The sequence below is a fragment of the Protofrankia sp. Cj5 genome (genome assembly GCF_917627405.1).
GTDB lineage: Bacteria > Actinomycetota > Actinomycetes > Frankiales > Frankiaceae > Protofrankia.
In genome coordinates this window covers 42,104-59,001 of sequence record NZ_CAKJTO010000016.1, presented here as the reverse complement: position 1 = coordinate 59,001, position 16,898 = coordinate 42,104, and the positions used below count along the sequence as shown (strand labels likewise).

12 protein-coding genes are annotated in these 16,898 nt (G+C 69.4%); 4 read left to right on the top strand and 8 right to left on the bottom strand.

The annotated features are described in order from the left end of the window. Nucleotides 1–367 precede the first annotated feature (367 nt). Nucleotides 368–574, bottom strand: coding sequence for a developmental transcriptional regulator BldC (bldC, locus tag MJ777_RS05945; protein ID WP_013871846.1), 207 nt, complete (start codon nucleotides 572–574; stop codon nucleotides 368–370). Nucleotides 575–726: 152 nt separating this feature from the next. Beyond that, nucleotides 727–1,563: a hypothetical protein gene (locus MJ777_RS05940; RefSeq protein WP_239308770.1), complete on the bottom strand. Its 837-nt coding sequence runs from the start codon at nucleotides 1,561–1,563 to the stop codon at nucleotides 727–729. 240 nt (nucleotides 1,564–1,803) lie between these two features. On the opposite strand from MJ777_RS05940, the gene MJ777_RS05935 reads away from it, so the two are divergent. The 3 genes from MJ777_RS05935 to MJ777_RS05925 all read left to right on the top strand — a co-directional run bounded on the left by MJ777_RS05935 (nucleotide 1,804) and on the right by MJ777_RS05925 (nucleotide 6,307). Beyond that, nucleotides 1,804–2,874, top strand: a complete 1,071-nt coding sequence (locus MJ777_RS05935) for a Glu/Leu/Phe/Val dehydrogenase (protein WP_239308769.1) — start codon at nucleotides 1,804–1,806, stop codon at nucleotides 2,872–2,874. 188 nt (nucleotides 2,875–3,062) lie between these two features. After that, complete coding sequence (locus MJ777_RS05930) at nucleotides 3,063–3,263, top strand: DUF3073 domain-containing protein (RefSeq protein WP_239308768.1); 201 nt, start codon at nucleotides 3,063–3,065, stop codon at nucleotides 3,261–3,263. Between the two features lie 596 nt (nucleotides 3,264–3,859). Further along, nucleotides 3,860–6,307 carry a bifunctional diguanylate cyclase/phosphodiesterase gene (locus tag MJ777_RS05925; protein WP_239373918.1) on the top strand — a complete coding sequence of 816 codons (2,448 nt, stop codon included), beginning with the start codon at nucleotides 3,860–3,862 and terminating at the stop codon, nucleotides 6,305–6,307. Between the two features lie 61 nt (nucleotides 6,308–6,368). Here MJ777_RS05925 and purM read toward each other — a convergent pair whose 3' ends face one another. The 3 genes from purM to MJ777_RS05910 form a co-directional block, all read right to left on the bottom strand. Beyond that, nucleotides 6,369–7,550: a phosphoribosylformylglycinamidine cyclo-ligase gene (gene purM / locus MJ777_RS05920; RefSeq protein WP_239373927.1), complete on the bottom strand. Its 1,182-nt coding sequence runs from the start codon at nucleotides 7,548–7,550 to the stop codon at nucleotides 6,369–6,371. A gap of 59 nt (nucleotides 7,551–7,609) precedes the next feature. Continuing rightward, nucleotides 7,610–9,292 (bottom strand): amidophosphoribosyltransferase, encoded by a 1,683-nt coding sequence (gene purF, locus MJ777_RS05915; protein ID WP_370651445.1) that lies wholly within the window; start codon nucleotides 9,290–9,292, stop codon nucleotides 7,610–7,612. Between the two features lie 194 nt (nucleotides 9,293–9,486). Continuing rightward, on the bottom strand, nucleotides 9,487–10,224 hold the full coding sequence (locus MJ777_RS05910; protein WP_239344874.1) for a sterol carrier family protein: 738 nt from the start codon (nucleotides 10,222–10,224) through the stop codon (nucleotides 9,487–9,489). 82 nt (nucleotides 10,225–10,306) lie between these two features. On the opposite strand from MJ777_RS05910, the gene MJ777_RS05905 reads away from it, so the two are divergent. Further along, nucleotides 10,307–14,014, top strand: coding sequence for a sacsin N-terminal ATP-binding-like domain-containing protein (locus tag MJ777_RS05905; protein ID WP_239373915.1), 3,708 nt, complete (start codon nucleotides 10,307–10,309; stop codon nucleotides 14,012–14,014). A gap of 79 nt (nucleotides 14,015–14,093) precedes the next feature. Here the strand turns inward: MJ777_RS05905 and MJ777_RS05900 are convergent, their stop codons facing one another. The 3 genes from MJ777_RS05900 to MJ777_RS05890 form a co-directional block, all read right to left on the bottom strand. Further along, on the bottom strand, nucleotides 14,094–14,345 hold the full coding sequence (locus MJ777_RS05900; protein ID WP_239308762.1) for a DUF2530 domain-containing protein: 252 nt from the start codon (nucleotides 14,343–14,345) through the stop codon (nucleotides 14,094–14,096). A 201-nt stretch (nucleotides 14,346–14,546) separates the two neighbouring features. Continuing rightward, on the bottom strand, nucleotides 14,547–15,404 hold the full coding sequence (locus tag MJ777_RS05895) for a class II aldolase/adducin family protein (RefSeq protein ID WP_239308761.1): 858 nt from the start codon (nucleotides 15,402–15,404) through the stop codon (nucleotides 14,547–14,549). Then, nucleotides 15,401–16,666, bottom strand: coding sequence for an acyl-CoA dehydrogenase family protein (locus MJ777_RS05890; protein ID WP_239373912.1), 1,266 nt, complete (start codon nucleotides 16,664–16,666; stop codon nucleotides 15,401–15,403). Before MJ777_RS05890 ends, MJ777_RS05895 begins: the two co-directional genes overlap by 4 nt. Between the last annotated feature and the right edge of the window lie 232 nt (nucleotides 16,667–16,898).

The window sequence follows — 16,898 nt, the reverse complement described above, 5'->3', positions numbered from 1 at the left end:
GCTCCTTGATCCACACCCCTATTGCCGGGCGCTCTAAGGAGTCCTGATCTCCAAAACGAGAACACGCCCCGCGGGCCCGCGATGGTGTAGATCTTCGACTGGCAGACCGCCTCGCCTTCCAGCCGAAGATCCTAAAGACGCCCGGACGTACCGAAGCGTCCCACCGTCAGCGGCCTTGACACATCAGAGAAACAACTGCCGCCCACGCTTGGGACAACCGCCGTACCGACATCCCCCTTGGATCTAGCCTGATCGCACCTCAAGCAACGGAGGCTCCCAAGCAACTGGCAACCCTCCGTAACTGGAACTTATGGACCATGGCGACAAAAAAGGAGGACCCGATGCATCCGATCGCACCGGCGTGGAGCTATACCTCGCTTCCCACGGATGGGATTCCCTTGAGGAGCGCGCGGACCTCCGCCTCCCGGTAGCGGCGGTGACCGCCAAGGGTGCGTATCGAAGTGAGCTTGCCCGCTTTGGCCCACCGGGTCACGGTCTTCGGGTCAACTCGAAACATGGTTGCCACTTCGGCGGGCGTCAGCAGCGGCTCAGCGTCCGGTGTTCTCGTCGTCATTGTGTTGGCCTCCCGTCACAGAGCGTTGCTCCGTCCCATACAGATCGTGCATCCTTCGGGGGCATTTCGGACATGGCACGTCAGGACCATCTGCTGACTAGTCACACGACGTCCGAAGCGAGCAGCCACGCTCAGTTATCGATTGCAAGCCGTCAGCTTGCAGACTCCCTTGCTTGAACCGGTCTCCACCGGTTCAAGACTCGCTCATAGGCCGCAACCGCCACATCTGTTCGCCCTCGGCGTAACGCGTCGAGGGCCTCGTCGAGGTCTTCGACCGACGTGTCGTTACGCAGGGCGTCGTCGTCGAGCAGATCCACGAGCCCGCCGTAGTCGAGCTCGATCCAGCTGTGCGGATGAAAGTCCGCCAGCCACCCTCTGATCTCAGCCAGGCCATCGACGCCCGGCGAGTCCGGAGCGACCCTGCGCAGCACCTCCAACGCCTCCAGCGCCAGTCCGACCCGCCGCCGGGCAAGGCTCATCGACGTCCGGTACGACAGCGACCGGTTGGCGCTGTCACCGGTGACCAACATGCGCTCCGCCGGAGCGAACAGGACGAACCATGGTGGTGGCACCATCCAGGTGCACGTCTGGACGTAGACCTTGAGATCCGGGCGGCGGGTACGCCAACGATCAAGCTCGATCTCGGCGGGGTCCGCGAGCCGCCGCGGGATGAAGGCCTCCGCCACCCGATCCGGCAAGCCACCGCGGAACTCCATCGCCGCCTGCCACACCCGCAGCTGGGTGTACCAGGGACAGACGAACATCAGGCCGTCGGCCATCTGGATGAAGGCGGACTCGTCCGCGACGTCCAACGACGGCCGGATGGTAGCGACCAGGGCGATAACCCGCTCCTGGCGAGCACCGGCACGGCGGCTGGGAAGCCGCCCCTTGGCCGCGTAGCGCTCCCAACGGAGTCGCTCAGCCGGCGGAAATGCCGCCAGCGGTTCGTACACCCGCAGATAAGCCGCTGGACTGACCACGGGAGCCACAGACAGATCCTGGCACGCCACGGCCTCAGCGGGGCGCCGCAGGGCGCAGCGGAGCCCGCCGCCGGCCCGCGGCCGACCGCCCGTCGACCTTTTGCTCTCGTGTCCGGGCATGGCTGGATAGGTTGCGGACACGAGCCACGCCCCTTAGTGGTCGGCGCCGGCAGCCCCCGAAGGACTCCCAGCGCCGACCACTTATGTGCGCTTGCCAGCCAACCTTCTCCGGCGAAGGGAGCCCCACCGGTGCGGTCCGTCTTCACCGCCGGCTCACAGCATGAACAGGTGACGTTCTGCGTGGATCCCGCCAGCGGGCTGCGTGCGATCATCGCAATCTATTCCACGGCCCTCGGCCCGGCTCTCGGCGGGACCAGGTTCCATCCCTACGCCGACGAGGACGCGGCCCTGCTTGACGTCCTCGCCCTGTCCAGGGCCATGGCCTACAAGGCCGCCTGCGCCGGCCTCGACCTCGGCGGCGGCAAAGCAGTGATCATCGGCGACCCGCACCGAGACAAGTCGGAGCGGCTGCTGCGCGCGTACGGGCGCTTCGTCAGCTCGCTCGGGGGCCGCTATATCACCGCTTGTGACGTCGGCACCTACGTCGAGGACATGGATGTCATCGCCCGTGAGTCCCGCTGGGTCACCGGCCGGTCGCCGCTGCATGGCGGCTCCGGCGACTCCGGCATCCTGACCGCCTACGGCGTGTTCGAGGGGATGCGTGCGTGCGCCGAGCACGTGTGGGGCACGCCGTCGCTCGCCGGCCGCCGGGTCGCCGTCGCCGGGCTCGGGAAGGTCGGCCGGCGCCTGGTACGCCGGCTGCTCTCCGACGGCGCCACGGTGGTCGCCGCGGACGTCAGCCAGGCCGCCCTGGATCGCGTCCGCGCGGAGCATCCCGAGGTCGAGCTCCGGGCCGATCCCGATGCGCTGGTCAGCGCCGACGTCGACGTGTACTCGCCCTGCGCGCTGGGCGGGGCGCTCACCGCGGAGGTGGTGGGCGCCCTGCGTGCGCGCGTCGTGTGTGGCGGAGCTAACAACCAGCTCGCCGACGCCGGAGTGGATCAGCTACTGGCCGCCGCGGGTGTGCTCTACGCGCCCGACTTCGTGGTCAACGCGGGCGGCCTCATCCAGGCCGCGGACGAGTTCGAGGGTTACTCGCACGAACGGGCACAGGCCAGGGTCAGCCGTATCTTCGCCTCGACGCTGGACGTTCTCGCCCACGCCGAGCAGACCGCGGTCACCTCCACCGTCGCCGCCACCCAGCTCGCCGAACGCCGGATGGCCGAGATCGGACAACTACGCACGATCCTCGTACCATGACTCCAGGCAAGCAATTTCAGATTTCGACCTGTGGCACACATCACATGCCGCTCATCGCGATCGCCTCGCGGCCTGAGAACTGTCGGGTTGGCGTGCCCAGGAGCCCGCGATCCCTGTAGTCTCGGGAGGCACGAGATAATGAGAGCACCGGGGCGGGTCCCCGTCGTCATGTTCGAGGGGGTCGAGCCATGGGGCGCGGCCGAGCAAAGGCCAAGCAGACGAAAGTCGCCCGCGAACTCAAGTACAACTCGCCCAACATGGATCTGGATCGCCTGAAAGCCGATCTAGGTGCCGGTAGCGCGCGAGAAGACATCGCGGACGATCCGTACTCGGATGATTCCTACGAGTACGACTACGCCGACGAGGACGAGGACACCGGTCGGCGGTAAGTAACACCAGCATGGTTGCGGGTCTCCGGATTCCGGGCTCCCATGTGACCAAGGGCGACGCGATGGTGATCATTATCGCGTCGCCGGCGGCCACAAGGAGCCCATGCGGTCATGGCCTACCAGGTCGAAAAACGGCCGCGTGGCCCTTGCGTGCCCGCGTTCACGGGATCCGGCGCCGCATCCATGCATGCTCTTTGGCGCATGCCATCAGACCATGGTGTCCGGGCGCGGCCGGCCTCGGCGGACAGCCGCCAGAAGCCGGTGACCCGTGCGCCGCATTCGGCGATGGCTCCGGTGTGGCCTGTGCCCTGATGAACGGTACTTCCGTCAACCATTCCGGTCCGTACGGACTCGACCGGCACACGTGGCAAACTGACGGAGTCGGATCCCCGCCGACGGATGAAGATCATCCAGCAAACCGAAGGACGCACGATCATGGTTCTTTTCAGGCGTCCAGAAGCTTTGCGGAACTCCGGCTGGCGGGCCGCACCGACCGTTCCGACCAAGTGGATCTTGGACTGAACGTATGAGCCTACAAGAAGGCTGCTTGTGGGCATCAGCGCGTTGCCCACAAGGTCGAGACGGGGGCCGGCTACATGTCCACCAAGCCGCCAACCGGGCAGCGGCCGACGGCCTCCCCTTCTGATGCTACCCAAGGTAGCGTCGCGCTCGTCCCTTCTCGCACACTCACGACGCTACGCGGCGCGTTCTCGCTCACATCCCTGCTGGTCGCGGCAGGTGGGGGAATCCTGGCCGCATGGGACGACAGGCCCCGCTGGGACGCGTTCACCCTGATACCGGGCGCGTGGGTTGTCGTGCTCGCCGTCACAGGGATGCTGGCACCGCGTTTCGTCGTCCGGCGCGGACCTCGCCAAACGTTGTTACACAGCGCCATCGTGACCGCGGGCACCATCCTCGCCATCCTGACGGCGGCCGTGTCCATGGGCAGCCGCAGCCCGCTGGTGACGTTCCCTGCCCCACAGGCCTTCGCGGCGGCGGCTGTCGCCACGGCGCTCTACACGGTCTCGATGTGGATCCAGACCGCCGCCACCGCCCGTTGGTCGGCTCGAGCGCCCACCGAGTACCTCCGCTGCGTCCCGTGGCTCGGCGCGGCAGGCATGACCGCCACTTTCGGCCTGCTGGTGGTCACGACCACGTATTGGAAAGCGATCACGTTGTGCGCGGTTCCGCTCGCGGCGGCCGGTCTCACCATCGCCTATCAGTTCAGACTGCGGTCACTGGCGGAGAGCAATCGCTGGAAAGAGATCAATTTCGTGTCCCGGGAACTCGCGGACGGGGACGAATCGGCCATCGTCGGAATCGCCCGGCACCGGGCCGCGACGCTGTTCCAGGCAGACGACACCGCGCTGCTGCTCTGGCCCACCCCATCGGCGCACCTGGACGCCCCCAGCGAGGTGGCCGACCTGCCTCCGGCTCCGGAAAGCGCACCGGTCGCGAGCCATGCGCCAGCGCCGCTCCGGCGCCGCCCTCGAGCGGTACGCCAGGTCCAGGAGATTGCCGCCCCGCTGATGGCGGGCAAGCTGTGGATCGGTGTTCTCACGTTGTCCTTCCGCCAACCGGTGGCCTGGCACGAACGCGAAGATCAAATACTTGTCGCGTTCACCCACACCGTCTCCCACGCTCTCGCCCACACCCGGCTCAATGCCCACGCGCGCCGACAGGCACAGGAACAGGCGCACGACGCCAACCACGACTGGCTGACCGGACTCGGCAACCGGCGCCTGTTGATGGCAAGAACCACCGCTGAACTCGAACGACAATCCGTGACCGGCGGCTGCGTCGGCCTTATCATGATCGACCTCGATCGCTTCAAGATCATAAATGACACCCTCGGGCACAGCGCCGGCGACCGCGTCCTGCAAGCCATCGCCGAACGGCTGCGCCGGAGCAGCCGGGACAGCGATGTGGTCGCACGGCTCGGTGGGGACGAGTTCGCGGTTCTCATCACCCGCGTCGAAAGTCCGGCACAGGTCGAGACGGTCGCGGCGGAACTCGCCGATGTGCTGTGCCGCGACGTCGTCTTGGACGGCATACCGCTGGCCGTGGAGGCGTCGCTCGGCGTCGCCTGCTGCCCGGACGACGGCACGACCAGCGAAGAACTGTTACAACACGCCGACATAGCCATGTACCAGGCGAAATGCTCCCACCCTCGATGGCGGAGATTCACAGCCGACAGCCACGATGCCTCACTCGAACGCCTCGCGCTCGTGGCGGAGCTGAAATCCGCGATCAGCGAAAACGAGCTCGTGCTCAACTACCAGCCCCAGGTCAAGCTGCAAACCGGTCAGATCAGTGGTGTCGAGGCACTCGTCCGTTGGGACCACCCCTCTCGGGGGATGCTCTCCCCCGAGAGGTTCGTTCCCGCGGTCGAACAGTCCGGGCTGGTCCAGGACTTCACCAGGGTGATCCTGGAGCAGGCTCTGATCGCCTGCGCCGGCTGGCGCGCCAGCGGCTTTGACATCACGGTGTCGGTCAACCTCTCCGCCCGCAATCTCCTGAACACCGACCTTCCCGGCGAAGTGGCAAAACTGCTGGTGAAGTACAGTGTGCCGGCCTCTTCGCTCACACTGGAAATCACCGAAACCGCGATGATGGCGGACAAGACGACAGCCCATCGGCTTCTTGGCGGCCTCCGGGAGATCGGCGTCCGGATCGCTGTTGACGACTTCGGTACCGGCTTCTCCTCCCTGACCCTGTTGCAGGAACGGGTGCTCGACGAGGTCAAGATCGATCAGACCTTCGTCCGAAAACTACTGGTCGAGCAAGGCGACGCGGCGATCGTCGAGGCCACCATCCACCTGGCGCACACCCACAACCTGCGGGTGGTCGCGGAAGGGGTGGAGACCGCCGAGCTGATGGAAGCGCTGACGGCATTGCACTGCGACTTCGCCCAGGGGCTGCACATCGGCGCGGCTATGCCGCTGGCCGAGCTGACCAACCGGCTGCGGGAGGCCGCTTCCACCCCGCGGCTGGCCGTGGGCACGAACGCTCGGATCCTGCCGCTGCACCGCCGGCGCCCATAGGGCGTGTCCGATTTTAGATCATCGCCCGCATCGGCCACCATCCATCAGGTACGCCCCGGGGTCAGCGAGGATGCTCTCCGAACAGCTTCGCCTGACCGCCAGGACCGCCGCCAGGACCGCCGCCAGTGCCGGTGCCGCTGCCGGTGCCCTCGGTCAGATCGTTCACAGCGCCGTCGGCATCGCCACGAACGACCTCGCCGATGATCCATGCCGGTATCCCGCGCGCGGCGAGCAGATCGAGAGCGGCCGAGGCGTCACTATCGGCTAGGACCGCGACCATCCCCACACCGAGGTTGAACGTCCGTTCCATCTCGGCCGCCGCAATACCGCCACGCTCGGCGACCAGAACGAACAGGGGCGGCGGTGCCCAGGTGGAACGATCCAGGCGGGCGGTCATCTCGGCGGGAATCACCCGGGCCAGATTGGCCGCGAGCCCACCACCGGTGACGTGCGCGAAGGCATGGACGTCCAGCGCCGCGGCCAGCGCCAGGCAGTCACGGGCGTAGATCCGCGTAGGGGTGAGCAGAGCCTCGCCAAGAGTGACACCCAGGCTGTCCTCATAGCGCTCCAGAACGGCCCGGCCCTCGGCCGACACCCCGCCCGCGCCATCGGGATCGACCGGGCCGAGCAGCACATGACGGACCAGGGAGTAGCCATTGGAATGCAGACCTGACGAGGCCATCGCCACCACCGCGTCCCCGGAGCGCACCCGCTGCGGGCCGAGCAGCGCATCCGCCTCCACCACGCCGACACCGGTGGCAGCGAGATCGTAATCGTCCGCGCCCATCAGGCCGGGATGCTCAGCGGTCTCCCCGCCGACGAGTGCGGCGCCAGCCTGCTGGCAGCCGAGCGCGATCCCGGCGACGATCGCGGCGATCCGCTCCGGGACGACGGCACCGCAGGCGATGTAGTCGAGCAGGAACAGCGGTTCAGCGCCACAGACCACCAGGTCGTCCACGACCATCGCGACCAGGTCGACACCGACGGTGTCATGCCGGCCGACGGCCCGCGCAACAGCAATCTTCGTACCGACGCCGTCGGTCGACGAAGCGAGCAGGGGACGCCGGTAACGGGTGACGTCGAGCGCGAACAGCCCGGCGAAGCCCCCGAGCGATCCGACCACCTCCGGGCGGGTGGCCCGTGCGACGTGCCCGCGCATGAGGGCGACCGCCCGGTCCCCGGCGTCGATGTCCACGCCCGCGTCCAGATAGGACACGTTCGTCGCAGGCCGGCCAGGTGGCACGTCCGGGGCACTCGGGCCGGCCCGACCGACCGAGCTGCCCGAACCGGGCGGCGGCGCGCTCACCGTTGCCGCGTCGCCGGGCCGGCGCTGTCGACGGGCGTCCCCGCCCGCAGGGCGTCCATCAGCACGCCGCTGTCCAGTGGAGGATCGCATGCATGGTCCGCGCGGGAGCCGGCGGGCGGCCCGGCGACCGGCGGCACGTCGTCGGCCCCCTCCAGCAGATACTTGCCGAGATGGTCGGCGTGCGGCAGCGCAACCGGGTAGACCCCGTCGAAACAGGCGCGGCACAGCCGCTGTGCCGGCTGGCGGGACGCCGCGACCAGGCCGTCAAGGGACACATAGGCCAGGGAATCAGCCCCCAGCGACTCCCGGATCTCATCGATGCCGGCACTGTTCGCGATCAGCTCGGAACGGGTGGCGAAATCGATGCCGTAGAAACACGGCCAGCGCACCGGCGGCGAGGAGATCCGCACATGTACCTCGATGGCGCCGGCCTCGCGCAGCATCCGCACCAGGGCTCGCTGGGTGTTACCACGCACGATCGAGTCGTCGACGACGACAAGCCGACGGCCGTCGATGACGTCCCGCAGCGGATTGAGTTTCAGCCGGATCCCGCGCTGACGGATCGTCTGCGACGGCTGGATGAACGTCCGTCCCACGTAGGAGTTCTTCACCAGCCCATCGCCGTACGGAATGTGGCTGGCCTCGGCAAAGCCGACCGCCGCGGGCACGCCCGACTGCGGCACCCCGATCACGAGATCGGCCTCGGCCGGCGCCTCGCGAGCGAGTGTCCGGCCGACCTCGACCCGGGTCGCGTGCACCGAACGGCCCGCGATCGTGGTGTCCGGACGCGCGAGGTAGACGTACTCGAACAGGCAGCCGTGCGGTGTCGCCGGTGCATACCTGCGGGAGCGCGGCCCGCTCGCGTCGATAACGATCAACTCACCCGGCTCGACCTCACGGACGAAACCGGCACCGACGATGTCGAGGGCGGCCGTCTCGCTTGCCACGACCCAGCCGGTGTCCGCTCCGTCCCCGCCGAACCGGCCCAGGACCAGCGGATGCACACCATGGGTGTCCCGGGCCGCGTACAGGGTCGACGTGTCACAGAACACCAGCGAGAACGCTCCGGCCAGCCGGGGCAGCACGTCCATGGCCGCCTCTTCCAGCGTCGGGCCGGGATGCGCGGCCAGCATCGCGGTGATCAGATCGGAGTCCGTCGTCGCCCGGATCCTGCCCTTGACCGGGTCGACAAGGTCCGCGGCCAGCTTGACGGTGTTGGTGAGGTTACCGTTGTGGCCCAGCGCCACCTCCCCCCCGGTCCGTGACGATCGGTAGGACGGCTGGGCGTTCTCCCAGGTGGACGACCCGGTCGTCGAGTAACGGGTGTGCCCCACGGCGAGATGGCCCGACAGGCTGGCCAACGTCATCTCATCGAAAACCTGGGCGACCAGGCCCAGCTCCTTGAAAACGAGGACTCTGCGGCCGTCAGCGACGGCCATACCCGCCGCTTCCTGCCCCCGATGCTGCAACGCATACAGCCCGTAATAGGTGAGGTTCGCGACGTCTTCGTCCGGCGCCCACACGCCGAACACCCCACAGGCGTCCCGCGGGCCCGGATCGTCGGCGTACTCACGAACCAGGTCCTCGCCACCAGGATGTCGAAGATCGGCGAACTGTCTGTCGCCGCGGGGGGCATCCGCTGCATCGGGGGAGATCGCAGGCCGGGCGGAGATGGACATCGAACAGTCGCCGACGTCGGGCAACACGGCTCCTCGGGACGTCGTTTGTCTGGTCCGCGGTCCACGCTAGCAGCGTCAGCCCGCCCGGCACCCGTCGATCTCCGACTCATGCGGGACGCCACGAACGGATCCGCTCCGGGTAGCCCCATCAGGCGCCTGGGGCGCGCCCACGACGGAAACGGCCGGTCAGCCGGTCAGCCGATCTGCCGTACCGAGCCGGGCAGCAGCGGGAGGAACGGCAACGGGAGGAACGGACGCAGATCCGCGCGGGAGCCGCTGGCCCGCACACGGCCGTCCGCCACCGCATCCACCCAGCTCAGGCGGCCCACGACGACGTCGACGAAGGTGACCGGATCGGTTTCGACCACGTTCGGCGGAGTGCCCCGGGTGTGTCGTGGGCCCTCGATTACCTGTATCGCCGCGAACGGCGGCACCCGTACCTCCACGCAGCGTCCTGGAGCGCGCGCGGCGAGCAACCCGATGATCGTCCGCACGGCGATGCGCAGCGCGTCCCGGGCCGGATCGACCCCCAGATCAAGACCGTGGACGACACCGTCCAGCACCAGGGTGACCAGAAAGTCCCCCAGCCGCGTCCCGCCCGCCGCGGTCATGACCGGACGCGCCAGGTCGGCACTGTCGAGCTCGGCCACGGCCGCGGCGACGCAGCCGCGCAGCCGCGGCCGCAACCGCAACAGGTCGGCAGCTGGCAACCGGTCCGTGTCTGGGGGGGAGGTGCCCGCAATCGCCGCGGCAAGCGCGTCCGCCGCCCCGAGGACATGAACGACATGGTCCGCGATGCTCCAGCCGGGCAGTCTGCCCGGCCGTGCCAGCTCCTCATCGGCCAGCGCGTCCACTCGCTGGGCGATCCGCTCCCACTGGCCGGCAACCGCCGGCACCAGTTTCGGATCATCACGACGAGCCGCGGACGCCACGTTCCCGATTATCGGCCGCCGCCGGGCCGGCTGGCGGCACCTGGTATCCCAGCCAACCGCCACCGAAGAGGAGGATGGAGCGATGGACGCGCAGCCATACGGGAACGTGATTGTGGACGCCGACAGCGGCAACACCCAAGCCGGCCCTCTTGACCACCGGCGGCGCGCGAACCAGGATGATCGCGGCGCCTCCGGCCAGCCCGGCGGCCAGCCCGGCGACCCGTTCGGGACGGCGGCGATCCAACGCCGGGTGCTCGACGCCTGGGCGGCATCCCCGGCCCGGTTCCGTGAGGACGCGAACGCGGAGGAGGACGCCGCTCGTGGCGCCTACCGCGACCGGCTCGTCGTCGAGCTGCTCCAGAACGCGGTGGACGCGGCCCATACCGCGGCTGTCCCCTGCCGCGTTCTGATGACGCTGACCAGCGACAGCGACAGCGCGGCAGAACATCACAACGGGATACTGGAGATCGCCAATACCGGGACGGGGCTGTCCGCGGCCGGAGTCGAGTCACTGTCGACCCTGCGCGCCTCAGCCAAGCGCGACACAACGGCTCTCGGCCGTTTCGGGGTCGGTTTCGCCGCGGTTCTGGCCGTCAGCGACACCCCGTCGATCGTGTCCCGGCAGCCGGTGGGTTCCTGGGGGGACCGCAACCACCTGGGCGGTGGCATCGGCTGGTCGAAGCAGTCGACGATCGACGCGATCAACGCGCTCGGCGAACCGGCTCTTGACGCTGAGCTGGGCCGCCGCAACGGCGCGGTCCCCGTGCTGCGCCTTCCTTTCCCCATGATGGACGCGCCGCCACCGCCGGATGGTTACGACACGGTCGTCCGGCTGCCCCTGCGCGACGGCGCCGCGGAAGCGCTGGCCCGCTCGTTGCTCACGGGCCTGGACCCCACGCTCCCCCTGCTGATGCCCGGGTTGTCCGAGGTCACCATCGTGATCGACGGCACGCCCGCAACCCTGACCTGTGGCTGGGCGTACCCGGCGCCAGGCGTGGAGCACGCGCTGCTGAACGGCGAGCGGTGGGTCGGCCGGGTCCGACGCGGCGTGATCCCCGCAGGCCTGCTGGCCGACCGGCCGGTGGAGGAACGTTCCCGCACCGGATACGCGGCACGGGCGATGGTTCGCGAGGGCGGCTGGCCCGATGACGTGCCCAGGCTGGTCCGCGCGCCGCAGCCGACCGATGAACCGCTGTCCCTGCCGGTGCTGGTCAGTGTGGACCTGCCCCTCGAACCGTCCCGCCGGCACACGGTCGCCGGTCCGCTGCGGGACTGGCTGGTGGACCGGCTTGCCGAGACAGTCGTCGACCTGGCTGTCGACCTTGGCAGCGCCGGCCCGGCCGCAGCTGACGACCCGGCCGCGGTTGCCACCCCGCCAGCGTCTGACACCCCGCCAACACGCCATGACGGCCCCACCCCGGTGGCCCCGGCCGCGCCCGACCTGCTAGCCCTGATCGCCGCCGAGCCCGGCACCGGGAACCCGGCACGGACCGCGCCGGAGGCCGACGTCCGCGGGGTGTTCGCGGCACTCGCGGGTAGCGGCCATCCGCCCGCGCATTCCCCGCTGGCGGCGCTCGAGCTCGTCCCGACCGGGCTGCCCGTGGGGGAGGTCGACGGCAGGCTGCGGGATGCGCTCAGCCGGCTCCTTCCGGACGCGCCGATGCTGCCAGGCGGGCGCCGTGGATCCGCCTGCGTCGTGTGCGACCTCGGCCCGGCGACCGACGCGGTCACCGCGCTGCTTGCCTGCGGGCCGGTCACCGGCCCTGGCGACACGCTCCCCGACGCACCCCCCGACGCGCCCGGCGGGGGCGGCAGCGTGGACGGTCTGCTACCAGCAGACTACGCGGCCCGCCGCTGGCGGTCGCCGCTGGCGCTGCTGGGAGTACAGCGGCTCGGTACCGCTGAGGTAGTCGAGATCCTCGCTGAGCTGCGCCGGCCACCGGCGTGGTGGGCACGTGCCTATGCGGCTCTCGCGCATGCTCCGGACCGGGACGCTCTCGGCGCCCTGCCCGTCCCCTTGGCCGTGCCGACCGGGGAACAGCCCACCGGCACGAGTACCAGCACGGAGACCGGCACGGATGCGGATGGGGCCTGGCTCGGCGCCCGGATGGTCACCGGCCCGCGTGGCGTGCTGCTCCCCACGCCCGAGCTGGACGTCACGGCATTGATCGACTCAGGTCTGCCGCTGCGGGTGGTGCATCCGGACGCCTGCGTCGGTGCCGCCCGCGGCATCCTGCGCACCCTCGGCGCGGTTGACGGAACCCCGGTGAGCGTGCTGCGTGACGCATCCATCGCCGACGCTGTCGCGGACCTCGATCCGGACGTGGCTGCCGACGCTGTCCGCGCGCTGGCCACAGCCGTCCTCGCACTCGTGCGTGACGCCGGCCTCGATCCCGCTGGCGCGGTCGGTGAGCTGCCGTGGCTCGCCGATCTGCTCCTCCCTGACGCCGACGGGGATTTCAGCCCCGCTGGTGAGCTGTTGATCGCGGACGGCCCCCTCGACCGAGTGCTCGCGACGGACGCGCCGTTCAACGTCCTCGCCGATGACTTCGCGCGGGCGTGGCCGATACGGGTGCTGGAAGCGGTCGGCGTACTGCGGACCTTCGCCACCCTGCGGGCTGACGGCATTCGGCTCGACCCGGACGAGCCGACGCTGCTGGAACTGGACGACAGCGATGCCTGGGTGGAAGAGCTGACCACCCGTCTCACCACCGGAGCCGCGCACGAGCCGAGACATGCCGCGCCGGCCGCGCCACCAACACTCACGACCTTCCGCGCCGTGCGGGACCTGGAACTCGTCGACGCGTCCCGCTGGCCCGAGGCGCTCAGCGAGCTTGCCCAGCCGCCCCTGCGGGACGTGGTCATGCACTCCGAGCGGATCAGCCAGCCCAACCGGCCGGTGGGAGCCGGCGCTGACGTCGACACGTCGTACACCCGCTGGTGGCTGTCCCGGCACGCGCTTCTTCCCGTCGCCGGATCGACCGCGGTCCTGCCGCCGGCCGAACTGGCGCTGCCCGGCGCGGACCCGCTGCTCGACGGGTTGTTCGCACCCGCCGCGCCACTGCCCGGCGTGGACGTCGACCTGCTGCGCCGGCTCGGTTGCCGGCTCACCCTCGCCGATGTCCTGGACGACTCCGATGCGCTGCTCGATCTGCTCGACCGGCTCGGCGACACCGATCGGGACGTGCCGTGGCCGGCCGCGCGGACGCTCTACATGGCCGCGGTGGAAGCCACCAAGATCCCTGATAATACCGATAAAACAGACAGCGACGACACCGACAGCAACGGCGGCGACCGGCCGACCGGCATCGATCCCCCGCTGACCGTGCGTACCCCGGACGGGGTGGTGCGGACATCCAACGCCGTGATCGTCGATGCGCCGGACCTGCTGCCGCTGCTCGGGACCGGTCGTAGCGCCCTGCGCATGCCGCTGGACCGGGCGGCCGAAGCTTCCCTCGTCCTCGGCGTGCGGCTGCTTTCAACGCTCGGCGGCTGTGCGGTCGTCTCAACGCCGCGGAAGCGTACGGCACCGGACGGCACGCCGTACCTGTCACATGCGCCGCTGCTGGTGGCCGACGCCGATGGGACGCCCACGCCCGTCGCGTGGCGGGTGCTCGGTGGTATCGGCGGCGAGATCCACGTCGACGACAACGCCGGGACGAACGCGCTGGCGCGAGCGCTGGCCTGGCATGCGGGCACCTGGGACCGCCGCCATGCCATCGCCGAGGCGCTGCGCGACCCGGCCGGCGAGGATCAGCGGCAGGCCGAGGATGACCTCGACGACTGGTGAACCGGCGGGCCCAGCCCACCGGACGCGGCCGGTTCCGGCTGCCCGGCCCCGCTCCTTGATCCATCGAACCAACAAAAGATCATTTGTTGGCCGGCTTTCGGAGGCGGTCACGGCGGCGCGTGGTGACCGCGATGCCCAGCAGCCCGAGCCCGGTACCAATGGCCGCGGTCGCGATCCACCACAGGTGGCCGTGCGCTCGCAGGTCGTTCCAGAACGGCAGCATCACGACCAGGGCGACCAGCCACAGAACCGTGCCGACGGTTACTGACGCCACGCCGTCATAGGGCAGTGGTTCCAGCTCGCGGCGGCCAACCGGCGGGGTCGTGCTCATGCTCGCCGACATTACCCCGCGGCCTGCCCGCGGTCTGGGGAGCGCGGGCGGCGCCGAAACCCCTACCAGCGGAGCCACCCAGACCTGAACCGCGCGAGTTTGTCGGTATAGGAGCTTTTCGGGCGATATGGATGCCTTTCGGCCACCTGGCATAAACGGCGACGTACCCACCCTGATCGCATGGAAGGACATGAAGACCGTTCAGTCCAACAGGTCGGGCTGTTCCTCGACGATGATCTGGTAAAGAGCCTCGAAGGACCACCGCGCGCCCACCTCACTGGCGAGCTGGCCCGCGGTGAGCCGGGCGGTCTCGTCGTCGAGAATCCGCAACGCGCCGGCGGCTGAGGCGACGAGCTGGGCCTTGGCAGCGCGTTCGGCGGCGATGAACCAGTAGGCGGCTGACTCCACGGAGGCCCCGACGGAGAGCAGGCCGTGGTTGGCGAGGATCGCGAGCTTGCGCCCGCCGAGGGCTTCGGCGATGCGACGCCCCTCGTCCGTGCTGAGCACAACGCCGTTGTAGCCCTCGAAGATCACATGATCCTCGAAAAAGGCGCAGGCGTCCTGGGTGATCGGATACAGCGGCTCACCGATGGCTGACAGCGCCTTGCCGTACAGGGAGTGCGTGTGCGCGGCGGCGACAACGTCCGGCCGGGCCGCGTGGATCTGCGAGTGGATGGCGAACGCCGCGGTGTTCAGCGGCCCGACGCCCTCGACGATCTCGCCAGCATCGTTGACCAACAGCAGGTTGGACACAGTGATCCGGCGGAAGTCGACACCGGCCCGATTGACCCAGAAGTGGTCAGGCAGCTCCGGATCACGCGCGGTGATGTGACCGGGCAGCCCTTCGCCCAGACCCAGCTGGCCGAAGATGCGGTACGCGCCGGCCAGGCGCTGCTTTCGGTACAGCCGCTCCTCGACGACGGTCCGCTCCGGTTCGGGCCGCGGCCAGGGGCCACCGACCGCGGGCGCGACGATGTTCGACCGGTCCCACGAACCCGGCTCCGGGCCTCCTACGCTCGCATCCGCCAGCACTGCGATGTTTTCCGTGCTTATGCTCATCTCTCCGCTGCTCCTCTCGACGGCTTCACCGTTTTCTCTTCCCAATGCAGCAGGGCACGGCCGGCATCGGCGTAGACAGCGTCGTCCTGCGGAGTGTGTACACGACCGCACAGAACATTTCGATAATGACGCTCCAACGGGTTCGCGCGGGACAGCCCAGGATTTCCGGTCAGCGCAACGGCCGCGCCCACCGCGCGGATCGCGGCGTTGGTGACCGTCGACTTCACGGCGTTGGCACGGGCGGCGGCTACGGCGTCCCCCGCGTCGACCCCCCGCGCGGTCGTCTCGAGTAACACCCGAGCCGTCGTCAGCGTGACGTCGATCTCCCCGACGGCGGCCTGGAAGCGCGGCAGGCTCGCCAACGGCTTACCCAGGTTGGACGGCACCCGCTCATGCAGAAAACCGATCAGCCAGTCCCGGGCGGCCTCGGCGACCCCCAGGTAGATCGTTGAGATGGCGAGAGCGCCCCAAGATAGGATCATGAACCCCGCTGTCGCCGCATCCCGCAGGCGGGACAGGGGGCGGAGCCCCACCCCCGCGTCGGCGTCCAGCCGGACCCGGTCGAAGACAACGTCATGGCTTTCGGTCGCCCGCATCCCGATGTGGTCCCAGGTACGGATGATCTCTATACCCGCGCTGTCAGTCGGTACGACAAAAACGCCGACCCGCGGCTCCCTGGCCCCCGAGCCCGCCGCCGGCTCGGCCACCCGCCCAACGGGGCCGGCGGCCGGGCCGGTCGCCGCCCACACCAGCATCCAGCGCAGCACCGGCGCACCAGTCGAATAGATCTTGTGACCGGTGAGCTCCCAGCCGTCCCCTGTCCAGCGGGCCGTCGTGGCCGGCAGGCCGCCCCGCGAGGGACTGCCCAGGTCGGGCTCCACCCGCAGGTGGCTCACCATCGCGCCCTCCTCCACCGTGGACCGGGCCACCCGCGCATACACGTCCTCGGCCCATCCAGCGCCGTCACCGAAGCGCGCGTGTGCCAAGTACGTCATCGCGAGAACGAGCGCGGTCGCCGGGTCGCCGTGGGCGATTGCGCCGAGCACGTCGACCACGGTCGAGATGCCCGCGCCGGCTCCGCCATAGGCAACTGGGACGGTGAGCCCGGTCAGCCCGGCCTCGTGCAGCCGCGTGAGGTTCGCGACCGGGAAGGTCCCCGTCCGGTCGTGTTCCGCCGCGGTCGCGGCGAATTCGGCGGCCAGTTCCGTCAGCAGGTCCCGCTGAGGCGGCCCGACGGATGCGGGTGCGCTCGGACTCGACATGGAGACCCTCCGGAGGAAGACTGCGCCAGGTCCAGGCTCCCGGCGGCCATCGTCTGGAGCTGGAGAACACCACTATCGAATGTGACATATTCTACCTTGTAGGGTGTTTTAGCCAGGCCCGCAGCCTCCAGGTAGAGCCGCTGCCGCTGGTATCCGCTCTCCCCGACGCGGGGGGTGGCGTCGGCGAAGCTCATCGGGAAACATTCGGATGCGGCCCGTCCGAATGAGAGTT

What these genes read in the sequence shown, in the direction of transcription:
- MJ777_RS05890 (WP_239373912.1), bottom strand. Translation starts at nt 16,666, where the DNA reads ATGTCGAGTCCGAGCGCACCCGCATCCGTCGGGCCGCCTCAGCGGGAC.
- purF (WP_370651445.1), bottom strand. Translation starts at nt 9,292, where the DNA reads ATGTCCATCTCCGCCCGGCCTGCGATCTCCCCCGATGCAGCGGATGCC.
- MJ777_RS05895 (WP_239308761.1), bottom strand. Translation starts at nt 15,404, where the DNA reads ATGAGCATAAGCACGGAAAACATCGCAGTGCTGGCGGATGCGAGCGTA.
- MJ777_RS05905 (WP_239373915.1), top strand. Translation starts at nt 10,307, where the DNA reads ATGGACGCGCAGCCATACGGGAACGTGATTGTGGACGCCGACAGCGGC.
- MJ777_RS05925 (WP_239373918.1), top strand. Translation starts at nt 3,860, where the DNA reads ATGTCCACCAAGCCGCCAACCGGGCAGCGGCCGACGGCCTCCCCTTCT.
- MJ777_RS05900 (WP_239308762.1), bottom strand. Translation starts at nt 14,345, where the DNA reads ATGAGCACGACCCCGCCGGTTGGCCGCCGCGAGCTGGAACCACTGCCC.
- bldC (WP_013871846.1), bottom strand. Translation starts at nt 574, where the DNA reads ATGACGACGAGAACACCGGACGCTGAGCCGCTGCTGACGCCCGCCGAA.
- MJ777_RS05930 (WP_239308768.1), top strand. Translation starts at nt 3,063, where the DNA reads ATGGGGCGCGGCCGAGCAAAGGCCAAGCAGACGAAAGTCGCCCGCGAA.